Origin of the sequence: Streptomyces sp. NPDC006711 (assembly GCF_042869775.1) — a bacterium.
Classification (GTDB): Bacteria; Actinomycetota; Actinomycetes; order Streptomycetales; family Streptomycetaceae; genus Streptomyces.
The window spans coordinates 740,568-762,540 of record NZ_JBIAGO010000002.1 but is presented as its reverse complement, the minus strand read 5'-3'; the positions used below and the strand labels follow the sequence as shown (position 1 = coordinate 762,540).

The following is a 21,973-nucleotide window of genomic DNA, read 5'->3' as shown; positions in this document are numbered from 1 at the left end:
GCTGCCGCGGTCCGTTGGCGCCCATCGCAGATGCCGTCTTGGCCGGGTGGGATCAGGGACTCAGAGCCAGTCCCGCCGCTTGAAGATGACGTACAAACTGGTGCACACGACCGCCATTAGGACGATGGCGAAGGGGTAACCGAGCACCCAGTGCAACTCCGGCATCCGATCGAAGTTCATCCCATAGATCGTGCCGACCAGCGTCGGTGCGAACAAAATAGCCGCCCACGACGAAATCTTCTTGATCTCCTCGTTCTGCTCGAACCCCGCCTCCGCCAGTGCCCGCATCTCCGCGTTCTGCTGCTGGGTCACCAGCGTGGCGTTGACCGTCAGGATTTCGGTGAGGGCTTGGCGGAAGCCGTCCACTCGTTCGCTGATGTGGGTCACGTGGTCGGCGACGTCGCGGAGGTAGCGCTGTAGTTCCTCATCGGTGCCGTATTTCGCGAAGCCCGCCATCAGGCCGTGCAGCATGCCGACCAGAGGGCGGGTCGCGCGCTGGAACTCGACCATTTCGCGGGAGAGTTCGTAGATGCGGCGGGAGACCTCCGGGTCGCCGCGGAAGACTTCCGTCTCGATCTCGTCGATGTCGTTCTGTACGCCCGCGACCACGGGGGCGTACCCGTCGACGACCGCGTCGAGAATCGCGTACAGCACCGCCTCGGCGCCCAGCGCCAGCAGTTCGGGGTCCTCCTCCATGCGGCGGCGGACCGCCGAGAGGTCCGGGGCGGCGCCATGGCGGACGGTGATGAGGAAGTCCTGGCCGACGAAGACGTGCAGCTCGCCGAAGTCGACCTCTTCCGGGGCATCGAGGTAACGCGCCGCCCGCAGCACGACGAAGAGAGTGTCGCCGTAGCGCTCCAGCTTCGGACGCTGGTGGGCTTCGAGGGCGTCCTCGACCGCGAGCTCGTGCAGGTCGAACTCGTCGGCCAGGGAACGGAGTTCGGATGCCGAGGGGCGTTGCAGGCCGATCCAGGCCATGCCGTCGGGGGTCTCGCGCAGCCGACGGAACGTCTCGGCGAGCGTGCCGGGTGAGGCGATGTGCTGCCCGCCGCGGTAGAGGGACGACTGGACGACGCTGCCGACCCGTTCCCCGGGCCGCGTTCCGATGTCTTCTCCACTCGCCGTCGGTACGCCCCCGGGGGTTCCGGGCGGCGAGGCCGGGGGCGGGGCCGGGGCCGGCTCCCGCGCGCCGGGAGGATGGGCCGGTCCCGGGGGAGTCCTGGCGTCGACGGAAGGCTGCCTGCGCCAGGAGTGCTTCTTCGGTGACCGTTCGGGGCGGGCGCGTCGTTCAGGCATGGCCACCTCACCTCCCGCTCCGCGACCGGCACGACAGCCGGCCGAACGTCCGAACGCTCGTCTGTATATCCCCGGAGCAGGATATACGCCCCAAAAGGTACGGGCATGGGCACGGACGCGCCCACTCGTGCGGGAGGCGCGGCATGGCGCGAGGCAGAGGGTAGGGGGAGTGCGGCGCGGGTGCGGCCGGAGGGGCCGGAGTGGCCCGCTCTGCGCGGGAGCCTGCCCGGTCCCGGTCACCCGCGCTACCGCGACAACGTGTGATCCCGCCGGGCGCACAGGTGTGGGGTCTCGCCGTGTCGGGGGCGGGGGGTCGGCGGGGCGAGCAGGGGGTCGACCGTCATACGGGTGACGCCCAGCGGTGCCGAAAGCGCTCTCAGTGCCGGTTCCGCCAGCCGGATCCAGCTCTGGTCGCGGCCCAGCACCGCCTTGAGCCGGTCCTGGCTGGTGAACCCGACCGCCGTCCGCACGCCGAACTCGTCGCGCAGGAAGCGTAGTTGATGTCCTCCGGCAGAGCCGAGCCGGACCGGCACATACAGCGGCCCTGCCGGGCGGCGTTCCTCCGGGTCGGCGTCTTCGACGGTGAGGCTGTCCATGGTGTCCTCCGGTACGGAAGTGCGGATGCCGTAGGCCTGGGGCGTCATGCGCCCATACGTCTGAAGTTATGCCCCCGGCGCCGGGCCCCTGTCCCCAGGTGACGCGGTATTGACCCGGGGGAACCCGTTTTTGACGCGTTCCTGGCGCAGGTCGGCGCGGGGAGAGGCGGGCTGCGGCGGTCCATCGGGCCGGGGTGTGACGCGTGCGGATTTCATCCCAGTGGGTGTCGGCGGACGGAGATCAGTCCGCCCGGCCGGTCACCGCGACCGTCACGCCGAGCCCCATCATCGCGAAGCCCCCCGCGCCGCCGATCGTCGAAAGCCGCCGCTCGGAGCGGGCGAACCAGCCACGAGCCGCGGCCGCGCCAGACCCCACAGCGTGTCCGTGACCAGTCCGACGGTGATGGGGATCAGTCCGAGGAGCAGCATCTGGGACGCGGCAGATGTCACGCCGTGTGGTTCACGAAAGGGCATCGTGCTGCGGCGGCACCGCCGCGAAGAACACGATGCCCTTGGGGTTGGTGACGCCGACCAGGACGCCGTCCGCGACGGTCCGCAGATCACCGCGGGCCGGTCGGGCCGGTCGCGCCGGTCGGGCCAGTCCGACCGGCGCTGCCGCCCCGTCGGGGGATGCCATCCCGAGCCGCATCCCCTTGCGGTGCCGGTACGCCTGCGCTCCGAGCAGGACAAGGTAGGCGGCGCCCGCCAGTTCCACCGCCGTGAACACCGCCGCCGAGCGTTCCACCAGCGTGCCGATCCCCAGCGCCACCGCGCACACCAACATGTAGGAGCCGAGTACGTTGCCGAGGACCGTCGCCGGCGCGGTGCGGCAGGCGTGCGCGAGGGCCCGGCCGATCACGAACAGCACGCTCGGGCCCGGGATCGCGATGACCAGCAGGGACGTCGCGGCGAAGGCGAGGCAGCGATCGGTCGACACCCCGGACGCCATGCAACCTCCCAGGTGCGCCCGTGCCCAGATCACGGATGACCCCGGTCTCCCCCGACCCCTGGAGCCAGCAGCGACCGGCTGCGGCGGCCGGCTATAACCCGGGATCACCAGCGATCACCGGGCATCACCCGGCATCCCCGGGATCACCCGTGATCACCCATGATGCCTCGCGGCCTCGCGCCCCGCACCCACCAGCGACAGCCCTCTGCCCCGGCACCAACCGGCTGCTGCTCGCGCCGAGCCACGCAGGGGCCCCGCTCGGCGCCCCGCTGGTTGTTGTTCCGTCCCACGAGGCTGGCTTCGCCGGCGTCCGCGAGCTCCAGTCGGCGGCCCACGGCGCTGGAGCCGGATCCGGCCCGTCCGGTTGTCACGGCGCCGAGAACAGTCCGGGCCCCGAAGGCGGGGAACCGCCGACGCGGACGCCGCTGGTGACCTGTAGGAACTCCAGCTTTTCCGCATCGGCGGAACCCGCGGCCACCGTGTAGACGACGAGGCGGATGTCGCTGCCCGGGACGGTGAGCACGTCGCAGTCGCATGTCACCTCGCCCGCCTGGGGGTGCAGGACGGTCTTGCGGGCCGAGACGTGCGGACCGACCGCGCCCTCGTCCCACAGCCGGGTGAACTCCGCACTGGTGGAGCGCAGTTCCGCGACGAGTCCGGTGAGGGACCGGTCGTCGGGATAGTTGAGGAGCGCGGTGCGCAGATCGGCCACGAGCGCGGTGTTCAGGGTGTCGCCGTCCTGGATGACGGGCCAGGACGTGAGCCCGGTCGGCCCGGTGGCGAAGGCCGCCCGTACGAGGTTCCGCTCGGCGTGCGTCCGTGAGCTCGGGTCGCCCATGAGCACCGCCCACGCCGGGGTCCAGGTCAGCAGGGTCCAGTCGGCGCTGAACACGCCCACGGGGAATTCCCCGAGGCGAGCGAGCATCCGTTGGACCCCGGCGGGGACGTGCGTGGAGATCGTGCCTTCCTGTGGTGGAAGGAGGCCGGCCAGCCGGTAGGCGTAGTCGCGCTCCGGCGGCCGCAGTTGCAGCGCCCTGGCCAGGCTCGCGACGACCTGCGCCGAAGGGTTCGTGGCACGCCCTTGCTCCAGCCGCACCACATAGTCGACCGACAGCCCCGCGAGCTCGGCCAGTTCCTCGCGCCGCAATCCTGCCGCGCGCCGCCCGGGCCGCGGTGCCCGCCCGACATCGACGGGAGAAAGCCGGTCACGCCAGCGACGCAATGCCGCGCCAAGGGTCTCGTCCACTGGGCCATTGTGTCCGTCCGGCGTGCCGCTGTGCCTGGTACTGCCTGTCCTACCGTCGCGGGGGGCACTGGTTGTCCCCTCGTCACGGGCTGAGAGTGGACGCATGACGACAACGTTCATCACAGGAGCCAACAAATCCCTCGGGTACGAGACCGCCCGCCGCTTGACCGACGCCGGCCACACCGTCCTCATCGGTGCCCGTGATCCGGGGCGCGGCCAGGCGGCCGCCGACGCACTCGGTGCCCGCTTCGTCCGCATCGACGTGACGGACGACGCATCGGTGGCAGCGGCCGCCGACGACATCAGGGCGCACGAGGGCGGCATCGACGTCCTGATCAACAACGCGGGCGTCCTGGGGACACACAACCCCGCCGACCGGATCACGGCCGCTGACGCCGGCGAGGTGTTCGAGGTCAACGTCGTGGGAATCGTCCGGGTCACGCACGCCTTCCTGCCCCTGCTGCGCACCTCGACGAACCCGGTCATCGTCAACGTGTCCAGCGGTATGGGGTCTTTCGCCGCCACCCACGATCCGGGACGCGTCGAGGGGCAGGTCATCGCGCCGCTCTACACGGCGTCGAAGGCCGCCGTGACCATGCTGACCACGCAGTACGCGAGGTCCTTGCCGGACGTGAAGGTGAACGCGGCCGATCCGGGCTACACCGCCACCGACTTCAACGGACACAGCGGCCCGCAGACCGTAACCGAGGGAACCGACGCCATCGTCGAACTGGCCACCATCGGAGCGGACGGCCCGACGGGAACCCTCCGGGACCGCCACGGCACGCTCGCCTGGTGAGCCGTGTGCGCGGCGTTCAGCGCCCTGCTTGCGGGCCGGCGCGGACGCTGCGTCTCTCAACGAGGCACGCCCCCGGCCTCGCCCGCGCCCAGCGAACCGCCCGCGCCCACCGAGCCGCCCGCGTTCACCGGGCCATCGGCCCCCACGTCCCCGGGCCCACCCGCACCGCCGTCCCTGTCCCCGTACCGCCGGCGTCCATACGCCGCCAGCGCGGTGAGAGGCACGGTCAGGACGGCGGCCACTGCGAACAGGGCCTGGAATGAGCCCTGTTGGGCGGGCCCCGCGGCGAGTCCCGTGCCCAGGGCGCTGCCCAGGTACAGGGCGACCCCGAACAGGGCGATCCCGCTCGCCCGGGCGCTCGGCACCAGCAGGGTCGCCCATGCCTGCACCGTCGAGTGCAGGAACGCCCACCCGCCGCCCAGGAGCAGCGCGCTCAGGCCCAGGGTCACCAGGGACGGATGCAGCGCGGCGACGGCGTACGCGGTGAGGACCTGGGCGCCGCCCGCCACGATCAGCGCGACCGGGCCGAGGCGTCCGGACAGTCGGCGCACCAGCTGGGCGCCGCCCATCGCGGCGACCCCGTACAGCGCCGCCACCGCACCCGCCGTCGCCGGAGCCGTGCCCAGAGACTCCAGCGCGGGCGGCAGGTAGGTGAAGCAGCCCAGGAGTACGCCGCCTTCGAGCAGGGCGACCGCCATCACGTACCACTGCCAGCGCGATCGCAGGACCGTGCGCAGCGCGCCGCCCTCGCGGGGAGCGGGCGTGGGTTCGGGCAGGCGGCGCAGGGCCAGGGCCAGATATCCGGCGACCACGCCCGGGAGCGCGAACACCAGGCGCCAGCTCACCCAGTGGGCCAGCGCCCCCGCGGCCACCGTCGCCAGCGCGGTGCCGAGGGCGAACGCCGTCATCAAGGAGCTCAGGGCGCGCTGGCGGCCGGCCGGCGCGACCGTGTCGCCCACATACGTCAAGGAGCCGGCGATGGCGGCCGCGAAGCACGCCCCGGTGCAGCCCCGCGCCACGATGAGCGCGGCCGCTCCCGGCGCCGCCGCCGATGAGAGCGCTCCCAGCGCGGCCGCCGCAAGCGAGACGCGCATCACCCGCACCCTTCCGAACCGGTCGCTCGCCATGCCCCAGGCCGGCTGGGTCAGGCCGTAGCCGAGGGTGTACGCACTCGCGGCGAGCGCGGCCGTGCTGAGGGGCACGCCAAGAGCGGGGCCGATGAGCACGAGCATCGGCGCGATCGAGAAGCGGTCGAAGTTGCTGAGGAAACCGGCGGCGCCGAGCAGCCCGGCGCCGCCGCGGAGCCCGCCTTGGGGCGGTGAATTGGTCATGTTCCCAGCTCAGCAGGGGGGCCGAGGTTCAGGTGGGCTCAGCCGATTACCATCACTCACACCGTGACGTACTCATCCGACCCCCGAGTGGAACTCGGCGCGTTCCTCCGTTCGCGCCGCGAGCGACTGGCTCCCGCCGCGCTGGGACTGCCCGTCACGCCTCGCCGGCGCACCCCGGGCCTGCGGCGCGCGGAGGTCGCCGCGTCCGCCGGCATCAGCACCTCCTGGTACGCGTGGCTGGAGCAGGGCCGGGTGCGCACCTCGGAGCAGGTGCTGCGCGCCGTCGCCCGAGCGTTGCGCCTGGACGCAGCCGAGACCGCGCACGTGCTTGCCTTCGCGGACGACGCCAACGTGCCTGCCGCGCCCGCGAGTTGGGTCTCGCCGCACCTGCGCTCGCTGGTCGACGCGCTGGTGCCGCACCCGGCGATGGTCATCGATCCGCACTGGGACCTGCTGGCGTGGAACACCTCCTACGCCGGGCTCCTGACCGACCTGGCCCGCCTGCCGCCCAAGCGGCGCAACATGCTCTGGCTGGTGTTCCGCTGGCCGCCGTGCCGGACGCTGCTCGCCGACTGGGAGCCCGAAGCCCGGGCGCTGCTCGGGCAGTTCAGGGCCAGGGCGGCCCGGCAGCCCCACGATCAGAGGTACGCCGAGATCATCGAGTCGATCCGGACGGACCCGGACGCCGCGCGCTGGCTCACACAGCGCGAGACCGCCGCCTTCCGCCCGGCCGTCAAACGCTTCCACCACCCCGTGGCGGGCGAGCTGCGGCTGCGTCCCGTCAAGCTCGCGGCCGTCGACGAACCCGGCCACCACTTCCTGGCCTACCTCCCTGACGGCCCCGCGTTTGAAGCGGCCCTGCGCCGGCTGGCCTGAGGCGCGGGGGCTGAGGTGCCCCGATCAATTCGTGGTTTTCGGCCGCTTCCGGCGGTGGTTGGTATCAGACTTCCCCCGGACACACCATGCGGATCTTGCTGGGGATGGGGATCCGCCGACGCAGGGGAGAAGAGCGATGCGGACACCGATGACGGTCTCGGACTTCCTCGACCGGGCGGAGCTGGGGTTCGCCTCCAGCGCCGGTGTCGTGGACGAGCCGGACCAGCCGGGGCCGCCCGTGCCCTCGCTGACCTACGGGCGGCTCGCCGAGCGGGTCCGCGCCTGGCAGGCGGGGTTCGACGCGCTGGGCGTCGCCGAGGGCGAACGGGTCGCGGTGGTGAGCCACAACTCCACCCGCCTGCTGGAGCTGCTGTTCGCGGTGCCGATGAGCGGACGGATCTGCGTGCCCGTCAACTTCCGCCTCAAGCCCGAGGAGGTCGAGTACGTGGTGCGCCAGAGCGGCGCGTCGGTGCTGCTCGTGGATCCCGAGGTGGACGGGGCGCTGTCCGGCGTCACGGCGCGGCACCGGTTCGTGCTGGGCGAGGCGACCGAATCCGGACTCATGCGCTTCGACGTCGCGCCGCGCCCCTGGTCGCATCCGGACGAGGACGCCACCGCCACCATCAACTACACCTCGGGAACCACCGCGCGCCCCAAGGGAGTTCAGCTGACCCACCGCAACATCTGGGTCAACGGTCTCACCTTCGGGCTGCACACCCGCACGTGGGAGCGCGACGTCTACATGCACACCCTGCCGATGTTCCACTGCAACGGCTGGGGCATGCCGTATGTGATGGCCGGACTCGGCGTGAAACAGGTCGTGCTGCGCAAGGTGGACGGGGCGGAGATCCTGCGCCGGGTGGACGAGCACGGGGTGACTCTGATGTGCGGGGCGCCGGCGGTGTGGAACGCGGTCCTCGACGCGGCGGCGTCCTGGGACGGTGAGATCCCGGGCCGCGACCGGGTACGGGTCGTCTGCGCCGGCGCGCCGCCGCCGAGCCGGATGATCCAGCGGATGGAGCAGGAGCTGGGCTGGGAGTTCCTGCAAATCTACGGCCTGACCGAGACGTCCCCGCTGCTCACCATGAACCGTGCCCGGCCGGGCGACGAGAAGCTGTCCGCCAACGAGCGGGCGCGCAAACTGTCGCGGGCCGGTGTGCCCGCGCTCGGCGTCAAGTTGAAGGTGTCCGAGACGGGCGAGGTGCTGGCCCGCTCGAACGTGGTGCTCGACGGCTACTGGGAGAAGCCGCAGGAGAGCGCGGCGGCGCTCAAGGACGGCTGGTTCCACACCGGCGACGGGGGCGCGATCGACGCGAGCGACGGCTGCCTGACGATCTCGGACCGCAAGAAGGACGTGATCATCACCGGTGGTGAGAACGTGTCCTCGATCGAGGTGGAGGACACGCTCTTCAGTCACCCGGCGGTCGCGGAGGTCGCCGTCATCGGCGTGCCGCACGAGAAGTGGGGCGAGACGATCAAGGCCCTGGTGGTCCTCGCCGAGGGCGCGGCCGTCACGGAGGCCGACCTCATCGCGCACTGCAAGGAGCGGATGGCCCGCTACAAGGCGCCGACCACGGTGGAGTTCCGCGATGCCATCCCGCGCACGGCCACCGGCAAGATCCAGAAGTTCAAGCTGCGCGAACCGTACTGGACCGGCCTCGACCGGGGGATCAACTGACGCACCCGGGCCCCTGCCCGTCCCTGCCCCCCTGCCCCCATACGCCCCGACGATCTCCCCGGCGCGTGAGGGTAGGCAGGTCAGGGGCGGCCGGGGCATGCTGGGGGCCACGTGAGGGAAGTGAGGGCACGCTGCGATGGTGACTTACTCGTACGCCCACGGGGTGAGCGGCACCGCCCTGCTCGGCGACACGATCGGCGCCAACCTGGACCGCGCGGTCTCGGCCTACGGTGAGCGCGAAGCAGTGGTCGACCTCGTGTCGGGCCGGCGCTGGACGTACGCCCAATTCGCCCTGGACGTCGAGCAGTTGGCGTGCGCGCTGCTCGCGGACGGGGTCGCGCGGGGCGATCGGGTCGGCATCTGGGCGGTCAACTGCCCCGAGTGGGTGCTGGTCCAGTACGCGACGGCGCGCGTCGGCGCGGTGCTGGTCAACATCAACCCGGCTTACCGCGCTCACGAGTTGGCGTATGTGCTGCGCCAGGCCGGGGTGTCGGTCCTGGTCGCCTCGCTGTCCCACAAGTCGAGCGACTACCGGGCGATGGTGGAGCAGGTGCGCGGCACGTGCCCGGCGCTGCGCCGGACCGTCTACATCGGTGACGAGGGCTGGGACGTCCTGATGGCCGGCGGCGCCGGGGTCGCGCGCGAGGAACTGGCGGCCCGCGAGGCGCGGCTGTCCTGTGACGACGCGGTCAACATCCAGTACACCTCGGGCACGACGGGCTTCCCGAAGGGAGCCACCCTCTCCCATCACAACGTCCTCAACAACGGTTATTTCGTGGGGGAGTTGCTGGGTTACACCGAGGTCGACCGGATCTGCGTGCCCGTGCCCTTCTACCACTGCTTCGGCATGGTGATGGCGAACCTCGCGGCCACCTCGCACGGTGCCTGCGTCGTGATCCCGGCGCCCTCCTTCGACCCCGGGGCGACGCTGCGCGCCGTCGAGGCGGAGCGGTGCACCTCGCTGTACGGGGTGCCCACCATGTTCATCGCGGAGCTGAACCTGCCCGGTTTCGCCGGCTACGACCTGTCCTCGCTGCGCACCGGGATCATGGCGGGCTCGCCGTGCCCGGCGGAGACGATGAAACGGGTGGTCGCCGAGATGCACATGGGGCAGGTGTCCATCGCCTACGGCATGACCGAGACGTCCCCGGTGTCCACGCAGACGCGTACCGACGACGACCTGGAGCGGCGCACCGGCACGGTGGGGCGCGTCATGCCGCATGTGGAGGTGAAGGTCGTCGACCCCGCCACCGGCGTCACCGTCCCGCGCGGCGAGCCGGGCGAGCTGCGTACGCGCGGCTACAGCGTGATGCTGGGCTACTGGGACGAGCCGGAGCAGACCGCCGAGGCCATCGACGAGGGCCGCTGGATGCACACCGGCGACCTGGCGGTGATGCGCGAGGACGGGTACGTCGAGATCGTCGGCCGGATCAAGGACATGATCATCCGGGGTGGCGAGAACGTGTATCCGCGCGAGATCGAGGAGTTCCTGTACGGGTACCCCAAGGTCATGGACGTGCAGGTGGTGGGGGTCCCCGACGAGCGGTACGGCGAGGAGATCCTGGCCTGCGTCATCCCGCGCGACCCCGGTGACCCGCCCACCCTGGAGGAGCTGACCGCGTACTGCCGCGAACAGCTGGCCCACTACAAGATCCCCCGCCATCTGCGGATCCTGGACGCCTTCCCGATGACCGTCAGCGGCAAGGTGCGCAAGGTGGAGCTGAGACAGGGCTACGGCGCCTGACGGCCCGAGAGCGCGATCAGGCTAGGCGCCCGCGAGCACCAGCTCCCGGGCCGCCTCGTTCACCGGCGAGGGCGTCCCCGTCAGGTCGAGCACGAACAGCGGGACGTGGAGGGCGTCGGCGCGCTCACGGGCGTCCTCGGTGTACCCCGCGAGCGAGAAGTGGACGCCGCGCGCGGACGCGGTCATGGCGTGCAGCCACAGGCATTCGACCGCCCTCGGTGAGGCCGGCCGCGTCGTCGGGTCCACCCGGGCCACCAGACCGCGGCCGCGCAGGTCGATGCCGGAGACCGGGCGGCGTTCCGCCCGGAGCAGGTCGCGAAAGCCGAGCCAGCTCAGATAGAGCGCGGCCGCGGTCACCGTGTCCCGCGCGGTACGGATCGTGCGCGGCCGGAACGCCCCGCGCCGCCGGGCGCCCGTAGGCGGTGGTGCCGTCGGCGCGGGCGCCGGGGCCGTGGCGGGCGCCGTCACCGGGCGCACCGGCACCTTCAGGACCGTGCCGCAGGAGCAGCCCAGCTCGGGCTGGGGCCATTGGCTCTGCCGGTCGCACGCCCGGCAGCGGACGGTGACCCAGGTGTCCGTCCAGGTGCGGTAGGTGATCGGGGAGGGCGGGGCGCCGCGCTGGATGGGGGGCGCCAGCGGCGTCCCGCAGGCGCACGGGTAGGCGGGCGGCACATAGACGTGGTCCCGCCCGCAGGCCGGACAGCGCACCGGTACGCCCTGGCCGTTCATCCGCCCCCACCTCCACGACGCGACCCCGTCCGGGGCCCCCGTTCCACGCCGGACGAAGCCCCGGTGGACTCGGCAGCCGTCCCGGGGCCTCGCGGTCCATCGTCCCCCAACCGCGACCGCCGTGTGGCTCATTCGCACATCCCGGCCCTCCCTTGACGCGCCGCCGAAGCCGTCCTACATTGCTTCCACATAGCAGAATGACACTTCCGCATTACGGAAAAGGGCTCGTAGGCGGCGCGGTCAGGCGGCGCGCCAGAGTCCACTCCGCCGGCCGAAGCAGGAGCACCCCATGCCTCGTATGACCGCTGCCCGAGCGGCAGTTGAGATCCTCAAGCGCGAAGGCGTCAGCCACGCCTTCGGTGTGCCGGGCGCAGCGATCAACCCCTTCTACAAGGCGCTCAAGGAGGGCGGTGGCATCGACCACACGCTCGCCCGCCACGTCGAAGGCGCCTCCCACATGGCGGAGGGATACACGCGCTCCAACCCGGGCAACATCGGTGTCTGCATCGGCACGTCGGGTCCTGCGGGCACCGACATGATCACCGGTCTGTACTCCGCGATCGGCGACTCGATCCCGATCCTGTGCATCACCGGCCAGGCCCCGGTCGCGGTGATCCACAAGGAGGACTTCCAGGCGGTCGACATCGCCTCGATCGCCGGGCCGGTCACCAAGGCCGCGACGACCGTCCTGGAGGCAGCCCAGGTCCCCGGCGTCTTCCAGCAGGCCTTCCACCTGATGCGCTCCGGCCGTCCCGGCCCGGTCCTCATCGACCTGCCGATCGACGTGCAGCTCACCGAGATCGAGTTCGACCCCGAGACCTACACGCCGCTGCCGGTCTACAAGCCCGCCGCGAGCCGCGCCCAGATCGAGAAGGCCATCACCTTCCTGCTGGAGTCCGAGCGCCCGCTGATCGTCGCCGGCGGCGGCATCATCAACGCGGACGCCTCCGACCTCCTGGTCGAGTTCGCCGAGATCACCAACACCCCGGTCATCCCCACCCTCATGGGCTGGGGCGCCATCGCCGACGACCACGAGCTGAACGCCGGCATGGTGGGCCTTCAGACCTCGCACCGTTACGGCAACGCCACGTTCCTGGAGTCGGACTTCGTCCTCGGCATCGGCAACCGCTGGGCCAACCGTCACACCGGCTACAAGCTCGACGTCTACACCCAGGGCCGCACGTTCGTCCACGTCGACATCGAGCCCACCCAGATCGGCAAGATCTTCGCGCCGGACTACGGGATCGCCTCCGACGCCAAGGCCGCTCTTGAGCTGTTCGTCGAGGTCGCCAAGGAGCTCAAGGCCGCGGGCAGGCTGCCCGACCGCTCGGCGTGGGTCGCCTCCCACCTGGAGCGCAAGTCCACGCTCCAGCGGCGTACGCACTTCGACAACGTGCCGATGAAGCCGCAGCGGGTCTACGAGGAGATGAACAAGGCCTTCGGCCCGGAGACGCGCTACGTCACCACCATCGGCCTCTCCCAGATCGCCGGCGCGCAGATGCTGCACGTCTACAAGCCGCGCAACTGGATCAACTGCGGCCAGGCGGGCCCGCTCGGCTGGACCATCCCGGCCGCGCTCGGCGCCGCGACCGCCGACCCCGAGGTCCCGGTCGTCGCGCTGTCCGGCGACTACGACTTCCAGTTCATGCTGGAGGAGCTGGCGGTCGGCGCGCAGCACAAGATCCCCTACGTCCACGTTCTCGTGAACAACGCCTACCTGGGTCTGATCCGGCAGGCGCAGATCGGCCTGGACATCAACTTCCAGGTCAACCTGGAGTTCGAGAACATCAACTCCCCGGAGCTGGGCGTCTACGGCGTCGATCACGTCAAGGTCGTCGAGGGCCTGGGCTGCAAGGCGATCCGGGTCACCGAGCCGGACCAGCTGCTGCCCGCGTTCGAGGAGGCCAAGAAGCTGGCCGCCGAGTTCCGCGTCCCGGTCGTCGTCGAGGCGATCCTGGAGCGGATCACGAACATCTCGATGAGCCGCACCAACGACATCAGTGACATCAGCGAGTTCGAGGAGCTGGCCACCGAGCCGGGCCACGCCCCGACGGCCATCCGCCCCCTGACGGCTTCCTGAGCCACCCGAAACGGTCCGGCCCCCGTTCCCCCGCACTGGGGAGCGGGGGCCGGACGCATGCGGGGGATCAGGCGCTCGCGCCCGTGTCCTCCTGTTCGATGAGCGTCTTCAGGGTGGAGAGGATCATCACCCAGCCGTCGCCGACACCCTTGAGCACGTCGCTGTCCGGGCTGTCGAATCCGTCGTGGGTGAGCGTCAGCCGCACGCCGGGGAAGGCCGGATCGGCCGGCTCGATGTCGAAGGCCACCCGGGACCGCTCCTGCCGTGCGCGTTCGAACTCTGGCACGCTGGCACGGAGTTGACGATGCGTCGGCTGAAGCCCGTGCCAGGTGTACGCGAGCCGCCGTCCCGGATCCGCGTCGAGGACGACCTGATCCAGGTCCTCGTACGTTCCCTCGGGCCCCGTCCTCCACAGCACGGGCGAGCCCACCCGCCACACCGACATGGGGCCCCCGCCGCCGAAGTACCGCCGGGCGAACTCGGCGTCCGTCAGGGCCGCGTAGAGGCGTTCGGGGGTGGTCCGAATGTAGAGGGCGTACGTGAACTCGGGCCCGCCCCCGGTGAGTTCCTTCTCCGGGCCGCTCGGGCGGTCCTGGGGCCGGTCGCGCTCGTACTTGCCGATCCAGCGCTCGGACAGCTCCCGTATCGGGCCCGGATCGAGGTGGTGCAGCTTCTCGCGGCCGTGCCGGACCGAGGAGACCAGGCGCGCCGCCTCCAGTACCGCCAGGTGCTTGCTCACCGCCTGCCGCGACATCGCGAGCCCGTCGCACAGCTCCCGCAGGCTCTGTCCGTCGCGCGTCCGCAGCCGGTCGAGCAGCCGGCGCCGGCTGGCGTCGGCCAGCGCCCTGAAGACGTCGTCCATCATCGCCTCCGGGCCCTCGGGCAACCTCACGGTTGCGTTTCAATTCGTGACGATTTTCGCACCGGTACGCGTTGCGGGCGAAGGCGTGGGCCGGATCGATTCCCCATCGTCATCCGACGGGCCTGCCCCTGGGGCCCTTCGACAGCGCATACTGGGGTGACGATGACGAAGCCATCCGCGCCCCGGCGCCACCTGCCCACCAGCCCCTTCAAAGCCCCGGACGCCCCGGCGGCCAAGCACTTCGTCCTGGGAGACCGGGTCACACACGACCAGTTCGGCCTGGGCACCATCATTGGGGTCGAGGACGGCGTCGCGATGCTCGTCGACTTCGGCTCCCGCCAGGCCCGAATCGTCAGCCCGTACACCCGCATGGACAAGCTCTAGCCCCGCCGCCCCAAAAAATGCCCCGGTCCGGACCGCAGTCGTGGCCCGGACCGGGGGCGTTTTCCGTGCCGTTGAGGACGCGGTCGGCGCACGAGGTGTGACGAGGCGCGACGCCGTGCGGGGCTGCCCGTCCGGGTGAACCTCACGTGCGGCCCGCGCCGCGCCTCCTGCCGCCGGCGACCCCGTTCAGCCGCACAGGGCCGCCCGCTGTGCCGCGAGCGGGCCTGTGCCGCGCGGGACGGGCGGATCGCCTCTCAGGTCCGCGCCGAGATCGTAGACGTTGACCGCGAGCACCAGCTGCCGCTCACCGTCGGCGGTGATCAGGGACGCGCTGGTGAACCCCGGCCCGCCCCCGTCGGCCTCCCGCACCACGACCGGCGCTGACGTGGCGCCCGGCCCGCAGGACACCTCCATGCGCTGCACCCCGAGCCCGTACGCCGGTGCGTCCGGGAAGCGCACCGTGGTCAGAAGTTCGCGCTGCTGTGCGGGGCGCAGCAGCTCACCCGTGTACAGGGCCCGGTGGAAGCGGGCCAGATCGTCGACCGTGGAGATCATGGCGCCCGCCGTCCAGCGTAGGACGGGCTGAACCTGGTCACATCGCGCCCCGAAAGGTCGTACCCGTGCAGATGGGGGCCGTGGATGTCCGGGTCGGTCAGGGGGAATGAGGTGTCCTTGAGGCCGAGCGGGGCGAGGACGCGCCGCTGGATCTCGACGGAGGCGGCCCGGTGGGTGACGGCCTCGATCACCAGGCCGGCCAGCAGGTAGTTCGTGTTCGAGTACGACCATCCGGTGCCCGGCGCGAACAGCGGCTTGTGCCGGACGGCGCGGGCGACCACCTCGCGCGGCGGGTAGACGTGGCCCCACTGGTGGCGCTCCAGATACGGCGCGAAGAACGCGGGCTCGGTGGTGGGGTCGTAGATGCCGGAGGTGTGCGAGAGCAGTTGGCGCACGGCGATGGCCCGGCCGTCGTTGCCGTTGCCCCGGACCACGCCGGGAAGCCACTTCTCCACGCTGTCGTCCAGCGAGAGCCGCCCTTCGCCCTCCAGCTGCAACAGCACGGCCGACACGAACGATTTGGTGTTGCTGGCGATCCTGAACCGCTGGTCCGGCCGGGCGCGCTCGCCGGTCGCCGTGTCCGCGAGCCCCGCCGCCAGCCGCGACTCCCGCTCTCCTCGTCTGGCGTACGCCACGGCGCCCGGGAATCCGTCCGCGACGCTCTGCTCCAGGGCCTGCTGGAGCCCGGCGGGCGGCGGTCCCGGAATCCGCTCACCGGCGGTCGCGGGGCCGGTTCCCGCCACGGCCACCGCGCACAGTCCCGCCCACAGCGCCACGGCCCAGCGTGCCTGAGCGCGTGCCGGACGCCCATCCGGCCGACACCCGGCCCGGTGCGGGGGCTGTCCCCACCCCGGCCGCGTCGACGCGGCCAACTCGCCGCCGCTGAACAGATGGTGACGAGCCGTCAGAGCGCGGCCGGTGTCGGTGTCAGTCGCCGAGGATGGACGCCAGCTGGGTCAGGGAGTCGAGCCGCCAGTCGGCCGCGGCGACCACCTCGGGGTCCTCGGCCCACCAGTGTCCCCACGGGCCGCGCCGCAGATGCGCCACGCGCAGCCCGGCCGCCTTGGCGGGATACACGTCGTGCACGGGGTGGGAGCCCACGTACACGGTCTCGTGCGGGCCGCTCCCGGACGCCTCCAGAACCCGCTCGAAGAACGCGGGCTCCGGCTTGGCGACGCCCCACTCCTCGGAGGTGGCGACCAGGTCGGCGGGCAGATCGAGACCGCGCAGGAGCTCGCCGGCCCGGGCCGACTTGTTCCCGGCGACGACGACCCGGGCGCCGAGTTTGCGCAAGCCGCCCAGGGCGGGCCGCACGTCGTCGTACAGGTCGGTCTCGTCCAGGTGCTCGCCTCGGCCCGAGGCCTCCCGGGCCAGATACGCCTCGCGCACGTCCATGCCGGGCTTGAGTATGCGCAGCGCGTCCGCCGGGTCGCGGCCCTGCGTGACGACCGCCCCCACCAGGACGGAGAGGGTATGCCGGGGCACGCCGATCCAGTCGGCCCAGGATGCCCAGTAGCGGTCGTCGCGTACCAGCGTTTCGCCCATGTCGAGCACGATCGTCTCAATCATCGTGGGGCGATCCTAGGCGCTCGCCTGCGCATATGCCGGGGACGACGCCACTTCGGGGTGCGCGGTGTTGTCCGTTCCGCGCGGTGGGGCGCCCGTGGGCGCGGCGGTCAGGGCCGGTCACCGTCGGATCACTGCCGCCCGCCGAACTGCCAGCGGTGGACCTCCACGACGGCGTACCGGTCCGGGGCGAGGACGGCGCGGGCCGTGTCCGGGTCGGGTGCCCGCACGAGGGCCGCCGCGCCGAGGTGGGTCGCGCCGTCGTCGGAGAGCAGCGGGCCGAACGCGATCAGCTCGTCCGTGTCGGCGGGCAGGGTGAGCCCGTCGGCGGCGTCGGTGCCGTCGCCGCCGAGGCCGAGCACCAGGAACCTGTCCCCGTCCACGCGGCCGCCGGGAAAGTCCCACATGGTGCGCCCAAGCAGGTTGCGCCAGCGCCGCAGCTGTACGTCCCGGTAGACCCCGGCCTGGTATCCCGGCTCGTCGAAGACGAACGCGCGGGCGGTGGCGGCGTCGGGCAGGTCGATGATGTGCACGCTGCCCGTGGGCGTCTCGCCGTCGTCGGACAGGGTGGGGCCCCGGGCGATCATCTCGTCGGCGTACTGGTCCATGTAGGACCAGTGCTCCTCAAGCAGCTCGGCACGCAGAGAGAGCGAGCCCGGCCGGTCCCGGTGGTAACAGAAGAACTCCATGACCAGGGACTCTTCCGCAGCCGGGCCCGCAGAGCAACGGGGTTTGCGCGCGCGGGATGCAGCGGGACACGCGCGCCCGGATGTCCCGCGCCGCCGTCGTCTACTGTCGTGATCAAGAAATGGGCCGGGACGAGGAGAGGAATCCGCGATGTTCGCGGTCATCTACCGCTGGGACCTCAAGCAGGGCAGAGAGCGGCAGTTCGTGGACGGTTGGCACCGCGTGACCGAGGCGATCCTGGAACGCTGCGGCAGTTACGGCTCGCGGCTGCACCAAGCGGACGACGGTACGTGGGTCGCCTACGCGCGCTGGCCCGACGAGGCCAGCCGCGACCGGTGCGCGATGCCCGATCCCGAGGGGGCGGCCATGATGAGCGACGCGATCGCCGAACGCCACCCGGAGACCCGCCTGTTGCTCGTGGACGACATGCTGGCGGAGCCGGGCGCCGGGACGCGGTGATGCCGCCGACGCGATCGGCGTGCCCCTCGCGGGCCGTACGACTTGCCGCCGCGTCCGGGGCAGCCGTTCTTCAAGCGTGCTGCTCACGGCGCCAGTGTGGCGGGGCCGCCCCTCGCGGACGGAACCGTGGGCGTGCCGTGGCAAGCACAACCGCACGTAAGGCGCTCGATCGGTACGGTGCTCGGTGACAGCCGCACTTCGGCGGGGCCGGGACAGAGTAAGTGGCCGTCCTTCCAGGAGAGGTTGCGCGCTTCACGGCACTCGGGTGTGACGTAAGTCCGCGTGGCCGTCACGCGTCGGTCTCCTCGTCGAGTGCGGCCGTGCCGGCGCGGATGAGTCTCAGGACGCGGTTCGGGTCGCACAGGGTGCCGGGTGCGGACATGGGGATGGCCCAGTAGCTGGACCATGTGTCGGTGTGCTGGTCTTCGCCGACTCGCGGTACGCCGATGTAGTGGCCGAGGCCGAGGTATGTCGCGTGGGGGCCGTGGTCCGGGCCGGGTGGGGCGGGTGGCAGGAGGGCGTAGTAGCGGCGGCCTCGGGGGTCGTGGATGACGGGGCCGGCGAGGGTGCGCAGGATGGTCGTGGGGGTGGGGAACCCGGTGGCGTTGCCTGCGGCGTGGACGAGTTCGTCGGCGAGGCGGAACGCGCAGAACCGGCGGCCGAGCGCGAGGACGGCGAGGCGGCGGTCGGCCCACTGGGTGTAGGCGTCGGCGGGACGGTTGAGGCTGGCTGCCAGCCAGGCGGCTGTGGCGTTTCGCACGGCGCTGGAAATGGTGGTCATCGGGTGTCGGACCTCGCCAAGGCCGGGTGCGTTGCGGGGTACTGCGGGAGCGGCACGGGCAGTCCAGCGGCGGCGTCCGCGACGGTGCGGCGGCGCTCGGGATTGCCAGCGGTAAGGCGCGTGAGCATGGTCGACTCCATGTCATCGGGGCTGGTGACGACAGGTTCCACCCATGACAAGGCCCCGACTATCATGACAAGTTGATAGCCGGGGCCAGGGGTTGACGGTCCGTCAGGCACCCAGCCAGGAGCCATACGACAGAAACGAGTCGGGCAGCTGTCGTCGGGCGGCCTCAAGCCCGGCATAGGTCTCTCGCACCGTCGGGTGGTAGCGCGCCTGCTGCGGCGCCGCTTTCCGGGCGCGCAGGAGATTACGGAACGAGTCATCGAGGGCGCCCGTCCACATCTGCGCGCGCGCCACCTCTGCGTAGTGGTGGCTGCGACGCGACGCCGGCCAGTCACTGGGGATCGTCAGCCCCTGTGCCGCCTGCGTGGCGTCTCCGTACTGGTCCAGCTCAGCGAGAACGCTGACCCTGTGGACACTGACGTTCGTCGGGCCGAAGGCCAGCCAGTGCACGTTGACCGCCTCGCCCGTGGACGACGCCAGCCGGTCCGCCTCGTTGAGGTGGCCAACCGCGCGGGTCTCGTCCTTCGAGCGCCCCGCCATGACGGCCGCTCCGAGGTGGAGTTGCCCGGTCACGACGTCTCGCTCGCGGCCCGGATCGGCCTGCTCAAGGGTGGACATGCCGAGCTTCACGAGGCGTTCCCCGGTGCGGTACTGGCCGTCCCGCAGATAGGTCAGGGCCCGCATGTACCGGTACATGCCGCCGACCACCGGGTCCGAGCCGCGCTGCGCGGCCCAGTCCATGCGGGCCAGGGCGATCGTCGCGAGGTCGTAGAACCCCAGTTTGCTCGCGACGTCGTACGCGGTGCGGTAGGTGCTGGCGAGGAGGAGCCACGTCTCGCGGCCCGGGGCAAGGTGCGCCGCGGTCGTCGCCTCCTGGATCAGCCCCGGGAGGTCGGCCGCGACCTGCTTGATCTCGCCTGCGCGGACGGAGACGAGAAGCGCCTCGGCGTCGCGGGCCAGGAGGGGACGATCGCGGGGCCGGATGTCAGGGTCGGCGCCGAGATCGTAGACGTCGAGCGCTTCCCGGATGGGCCTTATCAGGACGTCCAGCTCATCGGCGCGGAGCTCGGTCACGTAGGGCTGGCCAGTCACAGAGGCGATGTCAACGCGCAGCGCCCGGGCCACGGCGCTGATGACGTACGGGCTGGCAGGGATGACGCCTTGTTCGGTCTTGGACAGGGTGCTGTACGGGACGAGGGAGAGGTCCGACAGGGCCCTTTGGGTGAGGTGGCGTTCGAGGCGCAATCGCTTGATGCGAGCGCCGGTGTGGTCATGGGGCAGAGCGTGCACACTGAACTCCGTTCTGACTCGACACCAGAACGGTACTCGCGGGGGGCTTCCGCATGGAAAAGATCAGCCGATGCCTGCGTTTCCGCAGGTCATCGGCTGATCATCGGGCGCCCGGTTCGGGACCGTAAGCCGAACCCGGCGCCCTGGCTGGGAGGTGTGGCCGTCCGGCGGGACGAGGGCGGCGCGACAGGACGTTCGTGCCCGCCGGACGGGGTCGGGGGGATCCGGGATCGCGGCGGCGGCGATTGGGGTGGGCGCCTTCCCCTCCTTCAGGTCGGAAGGGGGACGCACACGCCTTCACCACCGCACTGGCATCGCCTCACCGCCGCGATCCTCAGGTTGTCCGAATCCGCCGACCACCCCTCATCCGGGTCGGCGGACCGGACGGTGCAAGGGAGTTGACCTCCCGTCAATTCCCCTGCACGGTCTGTGGGTTGAACCCGCTAGTCCTCGCGCAGGGCGCGGACGGCCTCCTCGACGCGCTTGCCGTAGTCGGCGTCGGCGGCGTGGAAGTGGGCCAGGTTCTTCTCGACGACGTCGTCGCGGGTGACCTGCGAGAGGCCGCCTGCGATGTTCGCCACCAGGCGGGACTTCTCGTCCTCGGACATCAGGCGGTAGAGCTCGCCCGCCTGGAAGAAGTCGTCGTCCTTGTTGTGCGGCGGCGCCTCGTGCGTGCCCGTCCAGCCGTGGATGGCGAGCGGGGCCGACAGGGCGGCGTCGGTCTGCGCGGGGCCCGAGTACGAGTTGGGCTCGTAGTTCTTGTCGGTGCGCCGGCCGTAGCGGGTCGCCATCAGGCCGTCGCGGCCGTAGTTGTCCGCACTCCCCCCAGGAACAGCCTTCGGGGCGTTGACCGGGAGCTGGGTGTGGTTGACGCCCAGGCGGTAGCGGTGCGCGTCCGCGTAGGCGAACAGGCGGCCCTGGAGCATCTTGTCGGGCGAGGGGCCGATGCCCGGAACGAAGTTGTTCGGGGAGAAGGCGGCCTGCTCGACCTCGGCGAAGACGTTGTCGGGGTTGCGGTCGAGGACCAGCCGGCCCACGCGCTGGAGCGGGTAGTCGCTGTGCGGCCACACCTTGGTGAGGTCGAAGGGGTTGAAGCGGTAGTCCGCGGCCTCGGCGACCGGCATGATCTGCACGTACAGCGTCCAGGACGGGTTCACGCCGCGCTCGATGGCCTGGAGCAGGTCCGTCTGGTGGCTGTTGGCGTCCTTGCCGACCGTCTCGGCGGCCTGCTCGGCGGAGAGCGAGCGGATGCCCTGGTTCGTCTTGAAGTGGTACTTGACGAAGAAGGCCTCGCCCTTGGCGTTGGTCCACTGGTAGGTGTGGGAGCCGTAGCCGTTCATGTGGCGGTAGGAGGCCGGGATGCCGCGGTCGCCCATCAGCCAGGTGATCTGGTGGGTGGCCTCGGGGGAGTGCGCCCAGAAGTCCCAGACGTTGTCCGGCTCCTGCTTGCCCGTGAAGGGGTCGCGCTTCTGGGAGTGGATGAAGTCGGGGAACTTGATCGGGTCCTTGATGAAGAACACCGGGGTGTTGTTGCCGACGAGGTCGTAGTTGCCCTCTTCGGTGTAGAACTTCAGCGCGAAGCCGCGCGGGTCGCGCACCGCGTCCGCGCCGCCGAGCGAGTCGGCCACGGTGGAGAAGCGGATGAACGTCTCGGTCCGCTTGCCCACCTCGCCGAGGAAGTCGGCCTTCGTGAAGCCGGTGACGTCGTCGGTCACCTCGAAGTAGCCGTACGCGCCGGAGCCACGGGCGTGCACCACACGCTCCGGGATGCGCTCACGGTTGAAGCGCGCGAGCTTCTCCAGGAGGTGCTGGTCCTGAAGCAGGAGAGGGCCACCGACGCCGGCGGTGGCGGAGTTCTGGTTGTCGGCGACGGGGGCGCCGGACTCGGTCGTAAGCACGCGCTTCGACATCGTGACCTTCCGTACTGAAGCTGCACCGC

The 21,973-nt window shown here is 71.2% G+C and carries 20 protein-coding genes and 1 pseudogene; 7 read left to right on the top strand and 14 right to left on the bottom strand.

All coding sequences use genetic code 11. The annotated features are described in order from the left end of the window. Positions 1–60 precede the first annotated feature (60 nt). The 4 genes and pseudogenes from ACFYM2_RS07420 to ACFYM2_RS07405 form a co-directional block, all read right to left on the bottom strand. Positions 61–1,296 (bottom strand): magnesium and cobalt transport protein CorA, encoded by a 1,236-nt coding sequence (locus tag ACFYM2_RS07420; RefSeq protein ID WP_388834122.1) that lies wholly within the window; start codon positions 1,294–1,296, stop codon positions 61–63. Positions 1,297–1,541: 245 nt separating this feature from the next. After that, positions 1,542–1,940 (bottom strand): SAV_915 family protein, encoded by a 399-nt coding sequence (locus tag ACFYM2_RS07415; RefSeq protein ID WP_388462010.1) that lies wholly within the window; start codon positions 1,938–1,940, stop codon positions 1,542–1,544. Between the two features lie 193 nt (positions 1,941–2,133). Continuing rightward, positions 2,134–2,841 (bottom strand): annotated as a pseudogene (locus tag ACFYM2_RS07410) (LysE family translocator). Positions 2,842–3,208: 367 nt separating this feature from the next. After that, complete coding sequence (locus ACFYM2_RS07405) at positions 3,209–4,087, bottom strand: helix-turn-helix transcriptional regulator (RefSeq protein WP_359006593.1); 879 nt, start codon at positions 4,085–4,087, stop codon at positions 3,209–3,211. A 103-nt stretch (positions 4,088–4,190) separates the two neighbouring features. Here ACFYM2_RS07405 and ACFYM2_RS07400 point away from each other — a divergent pair, with 103 nt between their 5' ends. Then, positions 4,191–4,886, top strand: a complete 696-nt coding sequence (locus ACFYM2_RS07400) for an SDR family NAD(P)-dependent oxidoreductase (RefSeq protein WP_359006596.1) — start codon at positions 4,191–4,193, stop codon at positions 4,884–4,886. Positions 4,887–4,942: 56 nt separating this feature from the next. On the opposite strand, the gene ACFYM2_RS07395 is transcribed toward ACFYM2_RS07400, so the two are convergent. Then, entirely contained in the window at positions 4,943–6,217 is a 1,275-nt protein-coding gene (locus ACFYM2_RS07395; RefSeq protein ID WP_388834120.1) for an MFS transporter, read from the bottom strand. A 63-nt stretch (positions 6,218–6,280) separates the two neighbouring features. On the opposite strand from ACFYM2_RS07395, the gene ACFYM2_RS07390 reads away from it, so the two are divergent. The 3 genes from ACFYM2_RS07390 to ACFYM2_RS07380 all read left to right on the top strand — a co-directional run bounded on the left by ACFYM2_RS07390 (position 6,281) and on the right by ACFYM2_RS07380 (position 10,515). Beyond that, entirely contained in the window at positions 6,281–7,093 is an 813-nt protein-coding gene (locus tag ACFYM2_RS07390; protein WP_388834117.1) for a helix-turn-helix domain-containing protein, read from the top strand. A 136-nt stretch (positions 7,094–7,229) separates the two neighbouring features. Then, positions 7,230–8,771, top strand: a complete 1,542-nt coding sequence (locus tag ACFYM2_RS07385) for an AMP-binding protein (RefSeq protein WP_359006605.1) — start codon at positions 7,230–7,232, stop codon at positions 8,769–8,771. A gap of 136 nt (positions 8,772–8,907) precedes the next feature. Next, on the top strand, positions 8,908–10,515 hold the full coding sequence (locus ACFYM2_RS07380) for an AMP-binding protein (protein ID WP_388834114.1): 1,608 nt from the start codon (positions 8,908–8,910) through the stop codon (positions 10,513–10,515). 21 nt (positions 10,516–10,536) lie between these two features. Here the strand turns inward: ACFYM2_RS07380 and ACFYM2_RS07375 are convergent, their stop codons facing one another. After that, the gene (locus ACFYM2_RS07375; protein ID WP_388834110.1) at positions 10,537–11,244 is read right to left on the bottom strand and encodes a hypothetical protein; all 708 of its coding nucleotides are present in this window, start codon (positions 11,242–11,244) and stop codon (positions 10,537–10,539) included. Positions 11,245–11,542: 298 nt separating this feature from the next. Between ACFYM2_RS07375 and gcl the strand changes: the two genes are divergently transcribed. Beyond that, entirely contained in the window at positions 11,543–13,324 is a 1,782-nt protein-coding gene (gene gcl / locus ACFYM2_RS07370; RefSeq protein ID WP_388834262.1) for a glyoxylate carboligase, read from the top strand. Between the two features lie 67 nt (positions 13,325–13,391). Here gcl and ACFYM2_RS07365 read toward each other — a convergent pair whose 3' ends face one another. Beyond that, positions 13,392–14,186: an ArsR/SmtB family transcription factor gene (locus ACFYM2_RS07365; protein ID WP_388834259.1), complete on the bottom strand. Its 795-nt coding sequence runs from the start codon at positions 14,184–14,186 to the stop codon at positions 13,392–13,394. 162 nt (positions 14,187–14,348) lie between these two features. On the opposite strand from ACFYM2_RS07365, the gene ACFYM2_RS07360 reads away from it, so the two are divergent. Further along, positions 14,349–14,570 (top strand): hypothetical protein, encoded by a 222-nt coding sequence (locus tag ACFYM2_RS07360; RefSeq protein WP_100579962.1) that lies wholly within the window; start codon positions 14,349–14,351, stop codon positions 14,568–14,570. Between the two features lie 186 nt (positions 14,571–14,756). Here ACFYM2_RS07360 and ACFYM2_RS07355 read toward each other — a convergent pair whose 3' ends face one another. The 4 genes from ACFYM2_RS07355 to ACFYM2_RS07340 all read right to left on the bottom strand — a co-directional run bounded on the left by ACFYM2_RS07355 (position 14,757) and on the right by ACFYM2_RS07340 (position 17,380). Then, positions 14,757–15,125, bottom strand: coding sequence for a hypothetical protein (locus tag ACFYM2_RS07355; RefSeq protein ID WP_388834107.1), 369 nt, complete (start codon positions 15,123–15,125; stop codon positions 14,757–14,759). Next, positions 15,122–15,901 (bottom strand): serine hydrolase domain-containing protein, encoded by a 780-nt coding sequence (locus ACFYM2_RS07350; RefSeq protein ID WP_388834104.1) that lies wholly within the window; start codon positions 15,899–15,901, stop codon positions 15,122–15,124. The genes ACFYM2_RS07355 and ACFYM2_RS07350 overlap by 4 nt, the downstream gene beginning before the upstream one ends. Positions 15,902–16,052: 151 nt before the next feature. Continuing rightward, the gene (locus ACFYM2_RS07345) at positions 16,053–16,694 is read right to left on the bottom strand and encodes an HAD family hydrolase (RefSeq protein WP_388834101.1); all 642 of its coding nucleotides are present in this window, start codon (positions 16,692–16,694) and stop codon (positions 16,053–16,055) included. 128 nt (positions 16,695–16,822) lie between these two features. Then, on the bottom strand, positions 16,823–17,380 hold the full coding sequence (locus ACFYM2_RS07340; RefSeq protein ID WP_388834098.1) for a YciI family protein: 558 nt from the start codon (positions 17,378–17,380) through the stop codon (positions 16,823–16,825). A 148-nt stretch (positions 17,381–17,528) separates the two neighbouring features. On the opposite strand from ACFYM2_RS07340, the gene ACFYM2_RS07335 reads away from it, so the two are divergent. Continuing rightward, complete coding sequence (locus ACFYM2_RS07335; RefSeq protein WP_388834095.1) at positions 17,529–17,837, top strand: hypothetical protein; 309 nt, start codon at positions 17,529–17,531, stop codon at positions 17,835–17,837. A gap of 289 nt (positions 17,838–18,126) precedes the next feature. Here ACFYM2_RS07335 and ACFYM2_RS07330 read toward each other — a convergent pair whose 3' ends face one another. From ACFYM2_RS07330 to ACFYM2_RS07320, 3 genes are all read right to left on the bottom strand, one after another. Next, on the bottom strand, positions 18,127–18,597 hold the full coding sequence (locus ACFYM2_RS07330) for a hypothetical protein (protein WP_359006628.1): 471 nt from the start codon (positions 18,595–18,597) through the stop codon (positions 18,127–18,129). A 252-nt stretch (positions 18,598–18,849) separates the two neighbouring features. Next, positions 18,850–20,034, bottom strand: coding sequence for a helix-turn-helix transcriptional regulator (locus ACFYM2_RS07325; protein WP_359006631.1), 1,185 nt, complete (start codon positions 20,032–20,034; stop codon positions 18,850–18,852). Between the two features lie 443 nt (positions 20,035–20,477). After that, on the bottom strand, positions 20,478–21,944 hold the full coding sequence (locus ACFYM2_RS07320; protein ID WP_388462020.1) for a catalase: 1,467 nt from the start codon (positions 21,942–21,944) through the stop codon (positions 20,478–20,480). Positions 21,945–21,973 lie beyond the last annotated feature (29 nt).